Below are 19,346 nucleotides of genomic sequence, written 5' to 3'. Positions count from 1 at the left end.
AGTTTTGATAGTATCTTTACAAGTATAAAATTTTTATTTCAATGTCTCCTTGAGCGCAGTCGAAAGGTTTTTAATTATTTAACTATTTTTAGTTATTTGCTGCAATTAAATAGATATATAAACAACTTATTTATGCTTTCTATAGATCCAAAAGAAATATCAACAGGAAAATTACATGGTTATTTATTAGGCGCAATTGCTCCAAGACCCATTGCGTTTGCAAGTACGATAGATGAAGATGGAAACCCGAATTTATCTCCATTTTCGTTTTTTAATGTGTTTGGTTCAAATCCGCCAACATTAATATTTTCACCAGCAAGAAGAGTAAGAGATAATACTATAAAACACACGTTAGAAAATGCTTTGGCAACAAAAGAAGTAGTTATAAATGTGGTAAATTATGATATTGTTCAGCAAATGTCTTTAAGTTCTACAGAATATGCAAAAGGGGTAAATGAGTTTGAAAAAGCAGGTTTTACGATGTTAAAATCCGACAAAATAAAACCTTTTAGAGTAGCAGAATCTCCTGTGCAATTTGAGTGTAAAGTAAAAGATGTTATTTTTACAGGTGATGAAGGTGGAGCAGGGAATTTAATTATTTGTGAAGTGGTTAAAATGCATGTTTCTGAGGCTGTTTTGGATGACAATGGAGCTATAGATCAACATAAAATAGATTTGGTTGCTAGAGCAGGAGGTAGTTATTATACAAGAGCTAGAGATGGTTTTTTTGAAATTGATAAACCAATCTCAACTTTAGGAATGGGAGTTGATCAAATTCCTACTGAAATTAGAAATAGTACAATACTTACAGGTAATAATTTGGGTATGTTAGGAAACGTAGAACAATTGCCTTCTGATGAAACTGTTAATAACTTTGCGAAAGAACATCCGCAATTTATTGGGTTAGAAACTACAAAAAAACATACATTTGCCCAAGATTTTTTAAGTAAGAACGATGTAGAAAGTGCTTGGAAAGTGCTTTTATTAAAATAAATATTATGGAAGTTATTGGTAAAGTAAAATTAATTGGAGAAGTACAAACGTTTGGTGCAAACGGATTTAGAAAAAGAGAATTGGTTGTAACTACAGACGATCAATATCCACAGATGATTATGATTGAATTTGTACAGGATAAGACAGATTTATTAAATAATTATAAAGTTGGTCAAGATGTAAAAGTTTCGATTAATTTAAGAGGTAGAGAATGGATTAACCCACAAGGAGAAGCTAAATATTTTAACTCTATTCAGGGTTGGAGAATTGAAGGTATTTCTGGAGGGGCTTCAGCACAAAACCTGCCACCTGTAGATCAGTTTGAGCCAGCATCTAACGTATCTGATGATGAACCAGATGATTTACCTTTCTAAATTTTAGATTTTAGAAACAAGATAAAAAAAGAGTGCAAATTTTAAAATTTGCACTCTTTTTTTTATGAATTTTATTTTCTGCTTCTTTTTATTTAGTATTGATTCTTGCATCCAAAAGCGAAGCGAAGTCTATTCGTCAAAAAAAAAGAATTTTATTTCTTTTCTTCTTTTTTCTTTGGCATTGGTCCACGTAAATGAACAACCAAACCATTCAAAAAGTTACGTAAAAATTGGTCTCCACATTCTATATATTTAGGATGTTCTTCAGCTCTAAAAATGGCACCTAGTTCAGCTTTAGAAACTTTAAAATCTACCAAAGCACAAATTTCTATAATATCTGTATCACGTAATTTGTGAGCGACTCTTAATTTTTTGAAAATATCATTATTACTTAATCCCATACTATAAATATACGTTTATTAGTGATACTATTAAAGTTGATAACTTATATAAAGTTAATCTACTACTTGAAAAATTGCCCAAGCATAAGCAGCGAATCTTGCAAAACGAAAAAGTCCAAAAAACACTACGTTTCTAAAAGGATATTTTATCATTCCTGCAGCTAAACAAGCAATTGAAAAAGGAAGAGGTAATAAAGCACCAACTAAAATTAAAAAACCTCCCCATTTTCGAGTGTTTTTTAAATTTGCTGCCATTTTTACTTCTAAATATTCTTTAAGCGATTTTATTTTTAAAGCCGTTTTTCCAATAAAATAAGAAACTAAACCACCTAAATAAGATAAAGTAGCTAAAATGGATAAGTTAATTATAGGACTTTCTGTTTTTCCAGACCAAGCAATAAAAATTTCTGGCGGAATTAATCCTAATAATGTTTCTGAAATAAAAAATGTAATTAAGATACCTGTTTTAGAAAATGTTTCTGTAATTGTTTCTAATCCTTCATTAATATCATAGACATATTTGTTAAAAAGAAACACACCAATAACAACTAATACTATTGGTAAAAATGCTTTTTTTACGCTTTCCCACACAAATAAATAAAAGCCAGTTCTGCCATAATAATTATGGAGTCTTTTACCTATGAATGCAGTATTTTTCTTTCTTTTTTTGCGCTTTTTTTCCAAGAAACTTTTTGTTTTTGTTAATTTACAAAAATAGTAACAATATTCTTATCTTTTTAAATAAAAGATAGTTTAACGCATTTTTAATAAATTGGTACATTCGCATAAAAATTTTACTAAAAAGTGATTTGGCTCTCAGAAAAAATAGAATTCCCTGCTTATAAATTTACAACTAAAGATGGTATTTTGGCTTTGGGTGGAGATTTATCGTCAGAAAGATTAATTCATGCTTATAAAAACGGCATTTTTCCTTGGTTTTCTGAAGATGATCCAATTGTTTGGTATTGTCCATATGAAAGAATGGTGTTATTTCCAGAGGATTTAAAAGTTTCAAAATCGATGCGAAAAATCATCAATAAAAAAGAATTTAAAATTACAGAAAATACTGCTTTTGAAGAGGTAATCTATAATTGTAAAAATACCTACAGGAAAGATGGTTTTGGCACTTGGATTACAGATGAAATGGAACAAGCATACATCAACCTTTATAAAATTGGAGTTGCAAAATCTATAGAAGTTTGGCTAGATAATGTATTAGTTGGTGGTTTATATGGACTGGAAATTAACAATATTTTCTGTGGAGAAAGTATGTTTAGTAAAGTCTCTAACGCATCAAAATTGGCGTTTATTCATCTCTCAAAAAACAAAGATTACAAATTGATAGATTGCCAAATATATAACGAACATTTGGCAAGTTTAGGAGCTAAAGAAATTGATAGAAATTTATTTTTGGAGATCTTGAAAAGTTAATTATCTAAATTATTTTTTTATTAAAAGAACCAACCATAAATTTAAAATAAGACCAAAAAAAAAGACTTTCCTATGGAAAGTCTTTTTTAATAATATTGAAACTAAAAACTAGTTAGCATCTTGCTCTAATAAATCAAAAAACTGATTTAATTTAGGCATGATGATAATTTTTGTTCTTCTGTTTATAGATTTGTTTGCTGCAGAATCATTTGGTGCTAATGGCACATATTGACTTCTACCAGCTGCAATTAATCTTTCTGGAGTTACCCCAAATTTATATTGTAAAATTCTTGTAATAGAAGTTGCTCTTAAAGCAGATAAATCCCAGTTATCCTGAATTAAATTTCTCTTAATAGGAGTAGAATCTGTATGACCTTCAATCATCACATCCATTTTAGGTTGATCGTTAATTACCTTTGCAATCTTCTCTAAAACAGTATACGCTTTATCAGTTACGCTATAACTACCGCTTTTAAATAATAATTTATCAGAAATAGAGATAAAAACAACTGTTTTTTCCACATTTACAGTAATATCTTCATCTTGAATACCATCTGTTAAGTTTTTAGTTAAGTGATATTTTATAGCAAGATTAATAGAATCTTTCTGCGTCATTGCTTTTCTAATTCCATTAATATACTTGTCTTTTTCACTTAACTGAGTAATTACAGTTTTAATGTTATCAGAAGAAGATTGAGTTAAAACTGTTAAGTTTTCAACTTGCTTTAACGCTGTTTTTTTATCTTCTTTTAAAGAATTAATTTGTTCTCCTAGAGTATTTAATTTAGCTTCTTGCTTCTCTTTTTCAATTAAATATTTTTGCAAAGTAGTTTCTACCGCTAATAATTCTTCTTTAGTTTGAGAGTTATTAGCTTCTAATTCTGCATATTTCTTTTTAGAAACACAAGAAGTTACAATAATTAAAGAAAACAATAATAATATCGATGCTTTTTTCATTTTTTTTATAATTAAATTCGAACTACAAATTTAACAAAATAGACATAGAATAAGCAGAATAAATAGGATTTTATGAAAACTTTATATGCTATTTTTGTAAAAAACTATCATAATTATGAAATTCATAAAAACTATCCTCTTTTATTCATTTTTATTGAGCTTTATAGCTTGTAAGCAATCAACTATTAAGAAAGATTTTGTTTTAAAAGGCTTTGTTTTTGGCACCTCTTATAAAATAACATATTTAAATGCTGATGAAAATTACAAAAAAAGCTTAGACAGTCTTTTCTTACTGGTTAATAATTCTGTGTCTACGTATATCGAAACTTCAGATATTTCGCAAATAAACCAAGGAAATACCAATATTTCTGTTGATGAAATATTCTCTGAAGTGTTTAAAAAATCAAAAAAAATACACAAAGAAACTGATGGGTTTTTCGATCCAACAGTTGGTAATTTAGTAAATGCGTATGGTTTTGGTCCAAAAGACGAGAAAATTAATCTGACAGATATTCAAATATTAGAACAAATGCAATTTGTTGGTTTGGATAAAATAAAACTCATCGATAATAAAATTGTAAAAGAATATCCTGAGGTTTATTTAGATTTTAATTCGATTGCCAAAGGTTTTGGAATCGATGTTGTTGCTCGTTTTTTTAATGATAAAAATATAGCTAATTATTTGATAGAAATTGGTGGAGAAATTAGAGCGAAAGGAACCAAGAAAAATGACGAACCTTGGATTATTAAACTAGTAAATCCTGTAGATGTAGAAAATGGTTTTAAAGTGATTAATCTTTCTGATAAATCTATGGCAACTTCTGGTAATTATAGGAAATTTAGAATTTCTGAAGATGGGAAAAAATATGTACATACCATCAATCCAAAAACAGGTTTTGCAACAGAGAGTAATTTGTTAAGTGTTTCTGTTATTGGTGCTGTAGATTGTGCAGATGTAGATGCGTACGCAACTGCATTTATGGCAATGGGTTTAGAAAAAACCAAAGAGTTTTTAAAAAATAACAACGAATTAAAAGTGATTCTTATCTATCTGAATAAAAATGGAGATTTAGAAGAATATACTACTTATAAGTAATGTTTTTAAGGTGATAAAAGTTTAAAAGAAAACAATTTAAAGTTTGTAACAAACAGGTAAAATTTCTCCTTTCATCAAACAAAAACGTTTTAATTTTTCTTCGGATATTTTTTTGGTATACTCAATTTCATCTACTTTAAAACCTACAGAACGTAACTTATCAAAATAATCGAGACCATAAACTCTTACATGATCATATTGTCCGAAAATTTTTGCGCGTTCTTTTTTGTCTGTTATAGAATCGTCTTCAAAAGTTGTTTTTCTTGAAATATCTTGTGGAATCTGAAAAATACCAAATCCGCCTTTTTTCATCACTCTAAAAAGCTCTTGCATGGCTTTTGTATCATCTGAAATATGTTCTAAAACATGATTACAAAAAATAACATCGTAAGAATTATCTTCAAAAGGTAAATTGCAAATATCTGCTTTAACATCTGCAATCGGACTTTCTAAATCGGATGTTGTGTACTCTAAATTTTTCTGATTTCTAAAAATGTCTAAAAAACATTGTTCAGGTGCAATGTGTAATACTTTTAGTTTTTCTTTGGATGTAAAAAAATCAGTTTCATCCTTTAAAAATAACCACATTAATCTGTGTCTTTCTAATGATAATGTTGATGGAGAAAGTGCGTTTTCACGTTGTTTTCCATAACCATAAGGTAAAAATTTACGAAAAGATTTTCCATCAATAGGATCTGTAAATTTATTCCCTTTTAAAGATAAAGCAATTATTGGACGCACCAAATAGCTTGCTTTAATTAATAAAGGCCTTGGAATGGTATTAAGGATGGATTTAAATAATTTCATAATTGTTACACAGAGATTCACAGAGTTTTTTAGCAGAGTTTCACAGAGAAATTTTTAATAATTTTAAAATATTTTCTATGATAAAAATAGATTGAGTCTAATAGGTATTTATAAATCTCTTAATTCCGTTTTTTAACAGTTTTGTTTTAAAATTAATGAGTAAACCTAAAGGATAATTACCTAATTTCATATAAGTTAAGATTTGTGCTGAATGAACTTCTGTAAATTTATCGACTGTTTTTAATTCCAAAACTATTTTATTTTCAACAAGCAAATCAATTCTATATCCATGCTCTAAAATTAAATCTTTATAAATAATTGGAAGAATCAGTTCTTTTTTAACTTTTAATCCAAGTGATTTCAATTCATAAATTAAACATTCTTGATATGCAGATTCCAACAAACCAGGTCCTAATGTTCGATGAACTTCAATTGCAGCTCCTATAATTTTTTCAGTAATTTCATTATCTCCCATAATTTGTAATAATTAACTTATTTCGAGTAATAACTAAATTCTCTGTGAATCTCTATTTAAAGCAAACAAAATAAACTCTGTGAATCTCTGTGTTAAAAAATATTACTGTCTAAATTCATCCTCTTCATTAGTAACAATACCTAAAGCCTCATTTACATATTTAAAAGTAGAAAGTAATTCTGGTTTTCCGTTTACGATAGCAACATCATGCTCAAAATGCGCAGAAGGTTTATTGTCTAAAGTTGTAATTGTCCAACCATCTGAATGTTGTCTTATTTTTTCAGTTCCCATATTTGTCATAGGTTCTATGGCAACAACCATTCCTTCCACAAACTTTTTTCCTCTTCCTCTTCTTCCATAATTTGGCATTTCTGGATCTTCGTGCATTTCGCGTCCTAAACCATGTCCAACCAATTCTCTTACAACTCCATAACCATGTTTTTCTGTAAAATTCTGAATGGCAAAACCAACATCACCAACTCTATTGCCAGCTTTAAATTCGCGAATTCCAACATATAAACTTTCTTTGGTAACCTCTAATAATTTTTTAGTTTCAGCATCAATTTCGCCAACAGCAAAAGTATAGGCATGATCTCCATAAAAACCATTTTTTAAGGCACCACAATCAATAGAAATAATATCGCCTTCTTTTAAAGGTTCGTTTGTAGGGAAACCATGTACAACTTGCGAGTTTGGACTCATGCAAAGTGTGTTTGGAAAATCGTATAAGCCTAAAAAGCCAGGAATTGCTCCTTGTTCTCTAATAAAATCTTCAGCAAGTTTATCTAAATATAAAGTAGTTACACCAGGTTTTACTTCTTTAGCAAGCATTCCCAATGTTTTAGAAACGATTAATGCACTTTCACGCATAATTTCTATTTCTTCTTTTGTTTTAATTTTAATCATTTTAAAAAAATTGAGCTACAAAGTTACTATATTTATTAGGAATTATATGTTTGAGGAATACAAAGGATGTTAAAAAAGCAGATACGAATTACATAAATTATACAAACTTTAGTTTTATATCTATTTATGAAACTTATCAAAAAAAACACCAAACTTTTAAGTGTATACCTTAATGTTTGGTGTTCTTCGAAAAATTAATGTCTAAAATATTTAATCTTCACTCTTATCGTAAGAATGTTTGTAAGGTTTTCCGTACACAATTTTTAAAATATCTTTCTCGATAGTTTCTCTTGGATACTCTACATAACGTCCTACTTCTTTACCATTTTTAAAGAAAATAAAAGTTGGTACTCTTAAAATATCATAACCTTCTTGTAAATTATCTGGAGTTTTTTTATTTCTGCCTACAGTAATTAATTCAAAATAATCTTGGTTAAAACCAGTTTCATCTAGAATTTTATAAAAACGAGGTGTTTCTCTTTTACTATCTCCACACCAAGTGCCCATAAAACCTTTAATTGTAAAGTTGTTTATTTCGCCTTTTAATTGCTCTATAACTTCTTTGTCAGTTTCATATTCTTCATATCTACTATCAAACCAAGATTTGTAAGCATCGTCTGTAAATGATTCTCTGTTGGCAATACCAATTAAATAACCTCTGTCATTTTTTTCTGCAGTAACTTCTGCAGCTTTTTCTCTTGCAATTTCCTCAACTTCATCAACAGCTACTTTTTTGCTATCGACTGAAGATTTGCTTGTATTACAAGCCATAAAAATAATTATTGAGAATAATATTAAAGTGTATTTCATAATTATAATAAAGATTTTTGAGTCATTTCTATAGGTTGTTGCACTCCCATAAGTTCTAAAATTGTTGGAGCAATATCACCTAAAATACCACTTTTAATTGATTTTATTTCATCATCAATTAAAATAAAAGGAACAGGATTTGTGGTATGTGAAGTATGAGGAGAACCATCAGGATTCATCATCGTTTCGCAGTTTCCATGATCTGCAATTAATAACGTTGTATAGCCATTTGCTAAACCAGTTTCAATTACTTTTTGTGCACAAATATCTACAGTTTCGCAAGCTTTTATGGCAGCTTCCATAATTCCTGTATGGCCAACCATATCTCCATTTGCAAAATTTAAACACACAAAATCTGCTTCACCTTTTTCTAAATCTTCGCACAAAGCATCTGTTAATTCGTATGCAGACATTTCTGGTTGTAAATCGTAGGTTGCTACTTTTGGTGAGTTTTTTAAAATTCGAGATTCGCCTTCAAAAGGAGCCTCTTGTCCACCAGAAAAGAAAAAAGTTACGTGAGGATATTTTTCTGTTTCAGCAATTCTTATTTGTTTTTTGCCAGCATTCGATAAAACTTCACCTAAAGTGTTTTTGATATTATCATTATTATAAATTACATTAATTCCAGCAAAACTATGGTCGTACAAAGTGATGGTTGTAAAATATAAGTTTAATTTTTCCATTCCATATTCAGGAAAATCAACTTGAGATAAAGCACTTGTTAGTTCTCTTCCTCTATCTGTTCTATAATTAAAAAATAAAACGACATCACCAGATTCAATTTTAGCTTTTGCAGAACCATCTGCATTGGTAGCGATAATTGGTTCTAAAAACTCGTCAGTAATTCCAGCTTCATAATTTTCTTGAATAGTAGCAACAATATCGTTGGTTCTTGTTCCCATTCCTTTAACGATACCATTGTAAGCTTTTTTTACTCTTTCCCATCTATTATCTCTGTCCATCGCAAAATAACGACCAGTAACAGAGGCAAGTTCTCCAGTTGTTTTCTTCATATATTCTTGAAGATCATTCATGAAAAAAGCACCAGATTTTGGATCACAATCTCGACCATCAGAAAAAGCATGAACAAAAACATTTTGCACATTATTTTCTTTTGCAACATCTAAAAGACCTTTTAAATGGTTGATGTGTGAGTGAATACCACCATCTGAAACTAACCCTAATAAATGTACTTTTTTATTATTTTCTTTGGCGTAATTAAAAGTATCTAACAAAACTTTTTCTTGCCCTAACGTTTTTTCACGAACTGCTTTATTAATTCTCGCTAAGTTTTGATACACAATTCTACCAGCACCTAAATTCATATGGCCAACTTCAGAATTACCCATTTGTCCTTCAGGCAAACCAACATATTCTCCATCTGTTCTTAAAGATGCGTTTGGATATTTGTTGTATAAAGAGTTTATGTAAGGTGTTTTTGCGTTGTAAATGGCAGATACTTTTGGGTCTTGTGTAATTCCCCAACCATCTAAAATCATTAAGATAATTTTCTTGTTCATTTTTCTGTTTTATACTGTAAAAATAAGAAATATTATGAAGAATGTTTCAAAATTCAACGAAACCGATAGCGTAACCTAATGTTTTTAAAAATTATAATAGGTGAGATTTCTTTATGAATTAGTATTATAATTCATGGTATTTTTAAATAAAGAGAAAAGTTAAAAACCTGTTAAATGCCATTTTTGTTGAAACAAAAATCTTTTTTAACGGTCTTTTTAGTATAGTAATCAAATAATTATAATTTAAAAACATCAACCATGAAAAAATTAATCCTACCAATGCTAATCTGTTTATTTACATTTTCAACAATAAATGCTACAGATAGCAATTCCGAAACAAAAACCGTAAAAGTTGAAATCGTAAAAACCTATGAGGTAAGTTCTTTTTGTAAATTAATACAAATGGGAGATTATGAAGCAGTAAAAGCACTTATTAAATCTGGAGAAGACGTAAATAAAAAATCTAACGGTTTAACACCTTTAATGTTTGCTGCTAGACATAATAAAGCAAAAATTGCAAAATTATTAATAGATAATGGTGCAAAAATAAAAACAAAATCTGATAAAGGTGGTAGAATGACTGCACTACAAATTGCAGAAAGATCTAAAGCTATAGATGCTATAAAAGTGATTAAGGAAGCTCTTTAATAGAATTTATTTTTTGAATTAGTTTTAAAAACTGTCTGAAAAGACAGTTTTTTTGTTTAAAATTTCACAAAACCAATCATATAAATAAGAAGAATCATTATAAAAATAAGAACGATAATATTTCTTTTCAGAATCTGTTTATTTTCTTTTTGAAGTTTTTCTCGTATGTTTTTAAGTTGATGTGGAGTTGCACTTTTATCAAAAGAAACTTGAATGTTTTTACCTTCTTTAAAATCTTTCATTTTTTTAAAAGTAGAAACCCGCTTTCTTTTGTTGTTTTTTAAAGTGGTAATCATTGCAGCTATTGAACTCATAACGTAAATCTTTATATATAAGTAGTTGAAATTCAATAAATGTTACAAAAACTAACTGATTTGCGTTAAAAATGAAAGTGTTGAGTATTTAAAACTTTAAAAAACCAATACAATAAATTAAAATAATCATGGCAAAAATGAAAAGAATAGTATTTCTCTTTAACTTTTTAATATTTTCTTTTTGCAGACTTTCTTTAATAATTTTAAGTTGATGTGGAGTTGCTTTTTTATTTGAATCTATTTTACCAAAAGAAGTTTTAGTTTTACTTCCTTTTAAAAGAGACAAATCTCGTTTTCTAAAGTTTGATTTTAAGCTAGAAATCATACTTGAGGCATGGCTAGATAAGCCACCTAAACCATTGTATGTTTTATTTCTTCTCAACTTTTTTATTTATCACTATAAAAATAAACAAAAATTGCAAAATATTGGGTTATATTTTTCAGTGTAATCGATTATGGAATCAATTTTTAACAAGAAAAAAGTATTCTTCATTTACAAAATTCGTAATTTTACAGAGTAAATTTTATCAAATATATAATGGAATTGCATTTTGAATTGAACGAAGTAACCAAAAAGTTACCCAAACATTTGCACAAGTTTGTTGTAAAACAACCTTATGAAGAATATACATCTCAAAACCAAGCAGTTTGGAGATATGTGATGCGAATGAATGTAGATTATTTAAGCAAAGTTGCGCATAAATCTTACATTCCTGGTTTGGAAAAAACAGGAATTTCTACTGAAAATATTCCAAAAATGGAAGGCATGAACCGAATTTTAAAAGAAATTGGTTGGGCTGCAGTTTCTGTAGATGGTTTTATTCCACCAAATGCTTTTATGGAATTCCAAGCGTATAATGTGTTGGTAATTGCATCAGATATGCGAACTATAAATCACATAGAATATACACCTGCACCAGATATTATTCATGAAGCTGCTGGACATGCACCCATTATTGCAAACCCAGAATATTCTGAATATTTAAGACGCTTTGGAGAAATTGGCAGCAAAGCAATTTCATCTGCCAAAGATTATGAAATGTATGAAGCTATTAGGCTTTTATCTATTTTAAAAGAAAATCCAAATTCTAGTGAAAAAGAAATAATCGAAGCCCAAGAGCAAGTAGAATGGTTGCAAAATAATATTGGGGAATTGTCGGAAATGGCAATGATTAGAAATTTACATTGGTGGACTGTAGAATATGGTTTGATTGGTACTTTAGAAAACCCAAAAATTTATGGAGCAGGTTTGCTTTCATCTATTGGAGAAAGTGCTTGGTGTATGCAAGATGAAGTGGAAAAAAAGCCATATTCAATTGATGCTGCCACTATTAATTTTGATATTACAAAACCACAACCTCAATTATTTGTAACGCCAGATTTTGCATATTTAAGTTTGGTTTTAGACGAATTTGCAAATACAATGGCTTTGCGAAAAGGAGGTTTAAATGGCATTAAAAAGTTAATAGATTCTAAAGGTTTAGGAACTATCGAATTAACGACAGGAATTCAGATTTCTGGAAATTTCGACAAAGTAATTCCGTTTAAGAATAACAAAGTTGCCTATTTTCAAACAGTTGGAGAAACTGCTTTGGCAAACAGAGATAAAGAATTAATTGGTCATGGAATTTCAACCCATAAAAATGGGTTTGGAAGTCCAATAGGTAAGCTAAAAGGAATTAATTTACCTATTGAAGACATGAGTCCAAGAGATTTAAAAGCTTATGGAATTTACGAAGGCGAATTTATGACTTTAGAGTTTGAGAGTGGCATCATTTTAAAAGGAAAAGCAATTACTGGAACTAGAGATTTACGAGGTAAAATTTTAATGATTACGTTTGATGAATGTACAGTAACTTATAAAGACGAAGTTTTATTTCAACCAGATTGGGGTTTATATGATATGGCTGTTGGTAAAGAAGTTGTTTCTGCGTATGCAGGAGCTGCAGATGTTGCTTCCTTTTTAGATACCAGTAAAGTTTCTGAAACTAAAACGCATAAAATAACCTATTCAGAAACTGCTAAAAAATTATATGTTTTGTATGATGAAGTTCGCGAAATGCGTGAAACAAATTCAGCTACTGAAGATAAAATAGAAGCGATATTTCATCAACTTAAAAAAGAATATTCAGAGGATTGGTTGTTGCTCTTAGAGTTGTATGAATTGGCTTTAGAAAACAATTTTGCTATCAAAAATAAACTTTTAAATACTTTGCAAGCATTAAAAAGTAACAAAAGTTACACTAAACTTATTGAAAATGGTTTAAATTTGCATCTAAATTAAATTAAAACAACATGGGTTTATTTGACATGTTTAAAAAAAAAGATATGAGTTTAGATATTAAAGAATATTTAGAAAACGACGCTATTATTTTAGATGTAAGAACGCAAGAAGAGTGGAATGAAGGGCATATTGAAAACGCAAAACATATTGTTTTAAATTTAATTCCTTTAGAAATTGAGCAAATAAAAGCCTGGGAAAAGCCAGTGATTGCTGTTTGTAGAAGTGGAGGTAGAAGTGGACAAGCTGCGCAATTTTTAAAACAAAATGGAGTAGATGTTATTAATGGTGGTCCTTGGCAAAATGTAGACCAACATATAAAAAAATAGGAATTTTATTTTAAATAAGATTCCTATTTTGAGCTTTCATAACAGCTTCCATTTTACTGTGTACTTGTAGTTTTTTGTAGATGTTTTCGATGTGTTTTCTTACAGTTGATGGCGAAATAATTAAATTATCTGAAATACTATTGTAATTAAGACCTTTACTTAATTGTATTAGAATTTCGGTTTCTCTTTTGGTTAATTTAATTTCCTCTTCATCTTTTGATTTAGAAGTTGATACATCAGGATTTCTTAATAAATTTAAGGTTTTAAGAGCTATACTTGGTGTCATTGGTGCACCACCTTCTGTTACTTCTAAAATGCTTTTATGTAAGTTTTCAGCATCAATTTCTTTCAATAAATAGCCATTTGCACCAGCTTTTATCGCATTAAAAATACACTCATCATCATCTACAACAGTTAGCATAATTACTTTTATCTGCGGATATTTGTTCTTTACCAATTCTGTGGCTTTTATGCCATCCATTACTGGCATTTGAATATCCATTAAAATAACATCTATGTTATGGTTTTCCTCTAATTTGCCAATTAATTCTGCACCATTATTTGCATGAAATTTTACGGAAATATCCTCAAAAAAAGATAGTTTTTCTTTGATGGCTTTGGTTAAGAAATAATTGTCTTCTGCAATGCAAATTTTTAAGTTCATAGCTAACATCTTGATGTATAAAAATAACAATTATTTCTAAAAATTTTTATACGTCATTTGACGTATTTTCTAACGCAATTTCTAGCTTAATTTCTGTACCTATTTTTTCTTTTGAGTTGATGCTCACTTTACCATCAATATCACTCATTCTTTTTTCCATATTACTTAAACCATTTCCTAAATCGACTGTATTAATATTGAATCCTTTGCCATTATCAATAATAGAAATCACGAAATTTTGCTGCTCTTTTTTTAGATGAATTTCAAGTTTACTGGCTTCTGCATATTTAATAGCGTTATTAATAGCTTCTTGAATTACTCGAAATAAATTCATACCAATTAAAGAAGAAAAACTGGTATTTTTATTAATGGTATATAAAATCTCAAACTCCAATTCTGGTACTGCAATTTTTGCTTTTTCTATAAATGATAAAATTCTTGAGTGCAGATCTTCAACAGAAATTTTACTTTTATTCATAGCCCAAATGGTGTCTCTTAATTCGTGAATAGTGCCAGAAGTAAAAGAACTAATATTGCTTAATTTATCTTTTAATTTATCATTTTCGCCTTTAGAAACAAATTTTAAATTATCTATTGATGATATGATAAAGGTAAGTTGAGAACCTATATTATCATGCAAATCTCTAGAAATTCTTAAACGTTGTTCTTGCAATCTGTTTTGTGTTTTTATCGTTGCTAAAGCATCTTTCAAATCGATTTCTTTCTGTAATTGTTTTCTTTTAAATTGGTTCTTTTTATAAATCCCAAAAAAGATAATTCCTAAAATTAGTAAAGCTGATGCTAAGAGAAGTGTGTATAAATTTCTGTTTTTAATGGCTAATTCTTTTTCTAAAAGTTCCTCTTTTTGCTGGGCTATTTCTTTTTCTTTTTTTGCGGTTTCATATTTTACTTCAAAATCAGATATTTTAGTTTGTAATGAATTTTTAGAAAGTTCATTCTCTAAATCGTATTGTTTTTGAAAATAAGTATAAGCTTTAGGAAATTGTTTTTTTTCAGCATAAACTGAAGATAAATTCTTATATATTTTAGCTTTATCTGCTGGATTATTCGCATTTTCTATTAAGGGAAGTGCTTTTAATAAATAACTTTCAGCAATATTTATTTGCTTCAATTTTAAGTAATTGATACCTAAATTAAGATAACAAACTCTTAAAGTTTGAGCATCATTTGTTTTCTCTGCATCAATTATTACAGATTTATAAATGGAAATTGCTTTTTCATGTTGATTTCTAACAGTTGCTAATTGAGCAATACCTGTTTTGCTGAACAAAACAACTTTACCATAATCTATCTTTTTAGCAATATTTAACGATTTTTGATAGTAGTTTTCTGCTTTTGAATATAGGGATGTGTCTTTTTCTTTCTCGCCAATTTCTTTATACATTCCTGCAACATTATATAAGCTATTGGCAACATCAACTTGACTTTTTCCATTTTTCTTAATTTCTAAAGCCTGCTTATAAAACTCTAAAGCTTTTTGATATTCTTTCATATCCTCATAAATCAAACCAATGTTGTTGAAAGATTTTCCTAAAGCAGTAGAATCATTTAATTTTTCGGCAAGAGAAATTGCTTTTTTATGAACATCCAAAGAACTTTCTGCTTTCCCTAAATAAGACATAGCAAGCGCTTTGTTATTTAAGAATCGTAATTGATCTGCTTCATTTTTTTCTTTTTCAGCCAATTCAAGTCCTGCTGTAAAACTTTTTAAGGCGCTTTCGAAATCACCTTTATAAAAATTTAAAACTCCTAAATCTCCATAATATTTATTATACAAAAAATAATTATATTCACCTTTCATTTTACTCCAGGCTAAATCGTATTTAGCTTGAGATTTTACATAATCGCCTTTTACTATATATAGCTGTGCAAATTTTAAAATAGAATGAATATTTGGCGTTTTAAGATTTTCTTTACCTTCTGTTAGTTGAATTGTTTTTTGGATATAAATTTCAGCAGAATCTTTATTTGTATTAAAATAGTTATCAACTAACAGCATAAGTATGTCAGCTTTTTCCTTTTCATTAAAAGTTACATTCAATTTGGTTTTTAAACTATCTATTTTCCTGTTTTGAGATAGATTCGAAAGTGAAAAAAGTAATAATAAAATTAAGATATTTGATTTTATATTTTCCATAAAGGATTGATAATTAGGAATACAATTTAAGATTTTTATTTTAATTAAAAATTTCACTCAAACTAAAATCAATATTAAAAATGGAAACTTTAATTTTTAATAACTTTTGTTCAATTGAGTTATTTAGATCATCTGTTTTTTTAGACTCTTTTTTAAAATGTTGCATAACTTCTTTTTCAAGTAAAATTTCGGCGTATAAAAGTTGCAATCTTTTAGTTTCAACTTTTTTCAATTTTTGAAAAGAATAATAAAAATAGCTTCCTAAAATCACTAAAATTGGAATTAAATAATAAGATATTTTAAAGGTTTGGACCATCAAATTAAATATTTTTTAATACAAATTTCCTAAATTTAAAAGCAAAAAAAAATACGACAAATGCCGTATTTTTCTCTTTTTCATTTCAAAGTTTCCCTTATTTTTTTGGAGCGTTAAAGGTACCTTCTGTAACTATTTTGTTTGCAAAACCATCTTGAACGCCTGTAAATGAAAACGTACCAGAAATAGTTGAGGAAGTGTCTTCTGTTATTTTAATGGTTCCAGTTCCTTGGTTAAAGGTAGAAATCCAAGTTGAAATTGGGCTTACAGTGCCATATTGTATGGAATTTACATTTGTAACAGCATCTCCAGTTGTATAAGTGCCAACACCAGTGTAGTTTAAAATGTTAATTCTAATATATTCTCCATCAGATTTTGATCCTTGTATGGCAGCAACTTCTTTAGAAACAGATGCACCAACTGTTGCTTTTAGAGATGTAAAGATAACTCCATCAACTTTAGCTGTAAAAGAGCCTTCTCCAGAAATTCCTAAATCTTCATCTGTAGCATCACTACAAGATATTAATGCAGATAAGCAAACAAAGAAAAATACGTTTTTTAATTTTTTCATAATTTTTATTTTTAAATTTATTTCTACAAACTTCTAACATAACTTTTATTTTTAAAATACGGCAATTGACCTATTTTAGAAATTTTAGTTATTTAATTTCATTAAAAAACGCATCTAATTGTTTTTCTAAAAAAGTATTACAAGCGTTGTAATATCCTTCTGCGTATTTATCAGGATCAACTTTAATCCATTTTGCAGTTTTAGAAAATCGATCTGCTTTTGCGTCTAAATAATTAGAAAATGTAGAAAATGAAGTTGGTGTAAAAGAACCCTGTTTTTGGTAAGCAACAATTTTTTCTTTTTTCATAACACCTTCAATTTCAAGATCGTCCTTTAGTGTTCCCATAAACTGTGCTGTAGAACCTAAACCTGTTTTTCCGTAAGAAAACGAAATCATAGAATTTACAGGGTAACTTTCTACTGCACCTTTTATTTGAACAGAGCCAAATATTTTACCTAAAGTGCTTTTTTTCTTTTTCAATTTTTTAGGAATTGTAACTACATATTCATCAATTAAACGCAAATTAGTTAAGATCTTTACTTTTGCACCACCAGCACTAAAAAAGTCGCTACCATTTTCAGAAAACATTACATGCATATTAACATCTGCAATAATTGCATCATCTAAATCTTTAGAAAGTTTAGATTGTATACCTAAACCACCCAGACCTAAAATGCCAGCTTTTTTGTGAAAAAAAGTGTAGTTTTCTGGTGCACAAGTAATAATACCACTTCTACTTTCTATAATATAGGGTCCGCTTGCTTTATCCCAACCTTGTAACGCATCTGTTTTACCAGCTTCTTCTCCAGCTATAATTTCATAACCCTCTTTTTTTAATCGATCTACAAAATTATTAAAAAGTAAATTTGTTTTTTCTTGCATTTTAATAGCATCAACACCATCTAAACCTACAGCAGCTCTTGCAGTTGCACTACTTTTATTTCCCCCAATTTTTCCACCATCTCCACCAGCTTTAAAATCTACTGCTTCTTTGTAAATTTCAAAATCTACATTAAAAGAATTAATATAGATTTTTTTTGAGGATTTTTTCATTTTATTTAATCCATAAGTTTTGTCAGTAATTTTTAACTTTCCTAAGCTTTGTGCGTTTAAAGAAATTGTAAAACAAATTACGATTGTAGATAAGAATACTTTTTTCATTTTAAATGTTTTAAAGTTCAGTTACAAAACTGCTTAAAAACGAAAATGAAAACAATACGTCATTTGACGTATATTTAAAAAAGGAATAAGTTATTTTAAAAATTGATGAAAGGAAATTGTACTTTAATTTTCTCCTTTTTTAATGCTAATTTCTTTAGAAACTGTTGATGCTCAGCTGAATTTTGATTAAAAGGTCTGTGTAGTATTCCTTTTTGAATTGCATCAATTTCTTTTAAGGTTGATGCTATTTCTTCTGCAAACCAAGTATCTGTAAATTTTTCCCAAATATAATTGATGGCTGTTGCATTGGGATGAATCATATCTTCTGCGTAAAAACGATAATCTCTTAGTTCGTCCATCATAAGTTCAAAACTCGGAAAATAATTGATGTTTTTTCGAGCATTAATTGTGTTATGAATTCCTGCAATTAAATGCGCTTTACTTTGAGTGTTTTCTATAAACCCGTCTTTTAAATGACGAACAGGAGAAACTGTAAAAATGATATTCACGTCTCTATTGATTGATTTTAGAAGTACAATAATTGCCTCTAAACTTTCAGTAATTTCATCAACAGTTAAAAGCTCTTTTAAGAATTTTTTCTGTGGAATTTTATGACAATTGGCTACAATCTCATCAGTATCTATAAATCTGTAAACCCAAGCAGTTCCTAATGTAATGATAATATGAGAAGTTTCTTTTAGTTTATTATTTGTCGATACAATTGCCGAATTCAAATTTTCTAAAAGTTCATTTTTATCTGAAGAACTCAAACTAGAATGTGCATCAAAACAATGCCAACGTTCATTTTGAAAAACTAAATCACTTTCTGAATATACTTTTTTATTGATAGCATTTGTAATGAAAGTCTCAATCGATTTTGGATGAAAAAGAATTCCAAACGGATTTTGAGTCGCTTGAAATTTAAAATAATTTAATTTGTTGCCAATATTTTCTGAAAAACACGAACCTACTAAAAACAATTTTGAGTTATAATCTATTTGATTATGTTGTTGTTTTTTTATTGGAATTTGAGTTTGTAGTTTCATAGTTATCACGCAAAGACGCAAAGTTTTTATAAGTTGTATTTTTTTTATATTGATACTTTATTATTACTTTTTAAGTGTTTGTTTACT

23 protein-coding genes are annotated in these 19,346 nt (G+C 28.5%); 7 read left to right on the top strand and 16 right to left on the bottom strand.

Annotated elements, in window-relative coordinates; all coding sequences use genetic code 11:
* Window positions 1-132: 132 nt before the first annotated feature.
* Window positions 133-993, top strand: coding sequence for a flavin reductase family protein (locus LPB03_RS08980; RefSeq protein WP_065317646.1), 861 nt, complete (start codon window positions 133-135; stop codon window positions 991-993).
* Window positions 994-998: 5 nt separating this feature from the next.
* Window positions 999-1,367 carry a DUF3127 domain-containing protein gene (locus tag LPB03_RS08975; RefSeq protein WP_026776551.1) on the top strand — a complete coding sequence of 123 codons (369 nt, stop codon included), beginning with the start codon at window positions 999-1,001 and terminating at the stop codon, window positions 1,365-1,367.
* A gap of 152 nt (window positions 1,368-1,519) precedes the next feature.
* Here the strand turns inward: LPB03_RS08975 and LPB03_RS08970 are convergent, their stop codons facing one another.
* Entirely contained in the window at window positions 1,520-1,768 is a 249-nt protein-coding gene (locus LPB03_RS08970; protein WP_065317647.1) for a DUF1456 family protein, read from the bottom strand.
* 54 nt (window positions 1,769-1,822) lie between these two features.
* On the bottom strand, window positions 1,823-2,452 hold the full coding sequence (locus LPB03_RS08965; RefSeq protein WP_065317648.1) for a YqaA family protein: 630 nt from the start codon (window positions 2,450-2,452) through the stop codon (window positions 1,823-1,825).
* Between the two features lie 120 nt (window positions 2,453-2,572).
* Between LPB03_RS08965 and aat the strand changes: the two genes are divergently transcribed.
* Window positions 2,573-3,199, top strand: a complete 627-nt coding sequence (gene aat, locus LPB03_RS08960; RefSeq protein ID WP_065317649.1) for a leucyl/phenylalanyl-tRNA--protein transferase — start codon at window positions 2,573-2,575, stop codon at window positions 3,197-3,199.
* A 108-nt stretch (window positions 3,200-3,307) separates the two neighbouring features.
* Here the strand turns inward: aat and LPB03_RS08955 are convergent, their stop codons facing one another.
* Window positions 3,308-4,156 carry an OmpA/MotB family protein gene (locus LPB03_RS08955; protein WP_065317650.1) on the bottom strand — a complete coding sequence of 283 codons (849 nt, stop codon included), beginning with the start codon at window positions 4,154-4,156 and terminating at the stop codon, window positions 3,308-3,310.
* Window positions 4,157-4,271: 115 nt separating this feature from the next.
* Between LPB03_RS08955 and LPB03_RS08950 the strand changes: the two genes are divergently transcribed.
* On the top strand, window positions 4,272-5,252 hold the full coding sequence (locus tag LPB03_RS08950) for an FAD:protein FMN transferase (protein ID WP_065317651.1): 981 nt from the start codon (window positions 4,272-4,274) through the stop codon (window positions 5,250-5,252).
* 36 nt (window positions 5,253-5,288) lie between these two features.
* Here LPB03_RS08950 and LPB03_RS08945 read toward each other — a convergent pair whose 3' ends face one another.
* The 5 genes from LPB03_RS08945 to gpmI all read right to left on the bottom strand — a co-directional run bounded on the left by LPB03_RS08945 (window position 5,289) and on the right by gpmI (window position 9,770).
* Complete coding sequence (locus LPB03_RS08945; protein ID WP_065317708.1) at window positions 5,289-6,062, bottom strand: class I SAM-dependent methyltransferase; 774 nt, start codon at window positions 6,060-6,062, stop codon at window positions 5,289-5,291.
* Window positions 6,063-6,156: 94 nt separating this feature from the next.
* Complete coding sequence (locus tag LPB03_RS08940) at window positions 6,157-6,534, bottom strand: GxxExxY protein (RefSeq protein WP_065317652.1); 378 nt, start codon at window positions 6,532-6,534, stop codon at window positions 6,157-6,159.
* 102 nt (window positions 6,535-6,636) lie between these two features.
* Window positions 6,637-7,440 (bottom strand): type I methionyl aminopeptidase, encoded by an 804-nt coding sequence (gene map / locus LPB03_RS08935; protein ID WP_065317653.1) that lies wholly within the window; start codon window positions 7,438-7,440, stop codon window positions 6,637-6,639.
* A gap of 210 nt (window positions 7,441-7,650) precedes the next feature.
* Window positions 7,651-8,250 carry a thioredoxin family protein gene (locus tag LPB03_RS08930; RefSeq protein ID WP_065317654.1) on the bottom strand — a complete coding sequence of 200 codons (600 nt, stop codon included), beginning with the start codon at window positions 8,248-8,250 and terminating at the stop codon, window positions 7,651-7,653.
* A gap of 2 nt (window positions 8,251-8,252) precedes the next feature.
* Window positions 8,253-9,770 carry a 2,3-bisphosphoglycerate-independent phosphoglycerate mutase gene (gene gpmI, locus LPB03_RS08925; protein WP_065317655.1) on the bottom strand — a complete coding sequence of 506 codons (1,518 nt, stop codon included), beginning with the start codon at window positions 9,768-9,770 and terminating at the stop codon, window positions 8,253-8,255.
* Window positions 9,771-10,028: 258 nt separating this feature from the next.
* On the opposite strand from gpmI, the gene LPB03_RS08920 reads away from it, so the two are divergent.
* Window positions 10,029-10,418, top strand: a complete 390-nt coding sequence (locus tag LPB03_RS08920) for an ankyrin repeat domain-containing protein (protein ID WP_065317656.1) — start codon at window positions 10,029-10,031, stop codon at window positions 10,416-10,418.
* Window positions 10,419-10,474: 56 nt separating this feature from the next.
* Here the strand turns inward: LPB03_RS08920 and LPB03_RS08915 are convergent, their stop codons facing one another.
* Both LPB03_RS08915 and LPB03_RS08910 read right to left on the bottom strand, forming a co-directional pair.
* Window positions 10,475-10,732, bottom strand: coding sequence for a hypothetical protein (locus LPB03_RS08915; RefSeq protein ID WP_065317657.1), 258 nt, complete (start codon window positions 10,730-10,732; stop codon window positions 10,475-10,477).
* An 88-nt stretch (window positions 10,733-10,820) separates the two neighbouring features.
* Window positions 10,821-11,114, bottom strand: a complete 294-nt coding sequence (locus LPB03_RS08910) for a hypothetical protein (RefSeq protein WP_065317658.1) — start codon at window positions 11,112-11,114, stop codon at window positions 10,821-10,823.
* A gap of 156 nt (window positions 11,115-11,270) precedes the next feature.
* Between LPB03_RS08910 and LPB03_RS08905 the strand changes: the two genes are divergently transcribed.
* Both LPB03_RS08905 and LPB03_RS08900 read left to right on the top strand, forming a co-directional pair.
* Entirely contained in the window at window positions 11,271-13,016 is a 1,746-nt protein-coding gene (locus tag LPB03_RS08905; RefSeq protein WP_139058904.1) for an aromatic amino acid hydroxylase, read from the top strand.
* A 44-nt stretch (window positions 13,017-13,060) separates the two neighbouring features.
* Window positions 13,061-13,342 (top strand): rhodanese-like domain-containing protein, encoded by a 282-nt coding sequence (locus LPB03_RS08900; protein ID WP_065317710.1) that lies wholly within the window; start codon window positions 13,061-13,063, stop codon window positions 13,340-13,342.
* Between the two features lie 10 nt (window positions 13,343-13,352).
* On the opposite strand, the gene LPB03_RS08895 is transcribed toward LPB03_RS08900, so the two are convergent.
* The 6 genes from LPB03_RS08895 to LPB03_RS08870 all read right to left on the bottom strand — a co-directional run bounded on the left by LPB03_RS08895 (window position 13,353) and on the right by LPB03_RS08870 (window position 19,259).
* A complete protein-coding gene (locus LPB03_RS08895) occupies window positions 13,353-14,006 on the bottom strand; it encodes a response regulator transcription factor (protein ID WP_065317711.1) in 654 nt (217 codons plus the stop codon).
* 46 nt (window positions 14,007-14,052) lie between these two features.
* Entirely contained in the window at window positions 14,053-16,164 is a 2,112-nt protein-coding gene (locus LPB03_RS08890) for a tetratricopeptide repeat-containing sensor histidine kinase (RefSeq protein WP_139058905.1), read from the bottom strand.
* A gap of 40 nt (window positions 16,165-16,204) precedes the next feature.
* Entirely contained in the window at window positions 16,205-16,396 is a 192-nt protein-coding gene (locus tag LPB03_RS08885) for a hypothetical protein (protein WP_139058906.1), read from the bottom strand.
* Between the two features lie 181 nt (window positions 16,397-16,577).
* Entirely contained in the window at window positions 16,578-17,051 is a 474-nt protein-coding gene (locus tag LPB03_RS08880; protein ID WP_065317661.1) for a DUF6252 domain-containing protein, read from the bottom strand.
* Window positions 17,052-17,139: 88 nt separating this feature from the next.
* Window positions 17,140-18,213, bottom strand: a complete 1,074-nt coding sequence (locus LPB03_RS08875; RefSeq protein WP_065317662.1) for a hypothetical protein — start codon at window positions 18,211-18,213, stop codon at window positions 17,140-17,142.
* 95 nt (window positions 18,214-18,308) lie between these two features.
* Window positions 18,309-19,259, bottom strand: coding sequence for a GSCFA domain-containing protein (locus LPB03_RS08870; RefSeq protein ID WP_065317663.1), 951 nt, complete (start codon window positions 19,257-19,259; stop codon window positions 18,309-18,311).
* Between the last annotated feature and the right edge of the window lie 87 nt (window positions 19,260-19,346).

It is taken from the genome of Polaribacter vadi, assembly GCF_001761365.1.
In the GTDB taxonomy this organism is placed as follows: domain Bacteria; phylum Bacteroidota; class Bacteroidia; order Flavobacteriales; family Flavobacteriaceae; genus Polaribacter; species Polaribacter vadi.
This window is presented reverse-complemented; position numbering and strand designations above follow the sequence as displayed.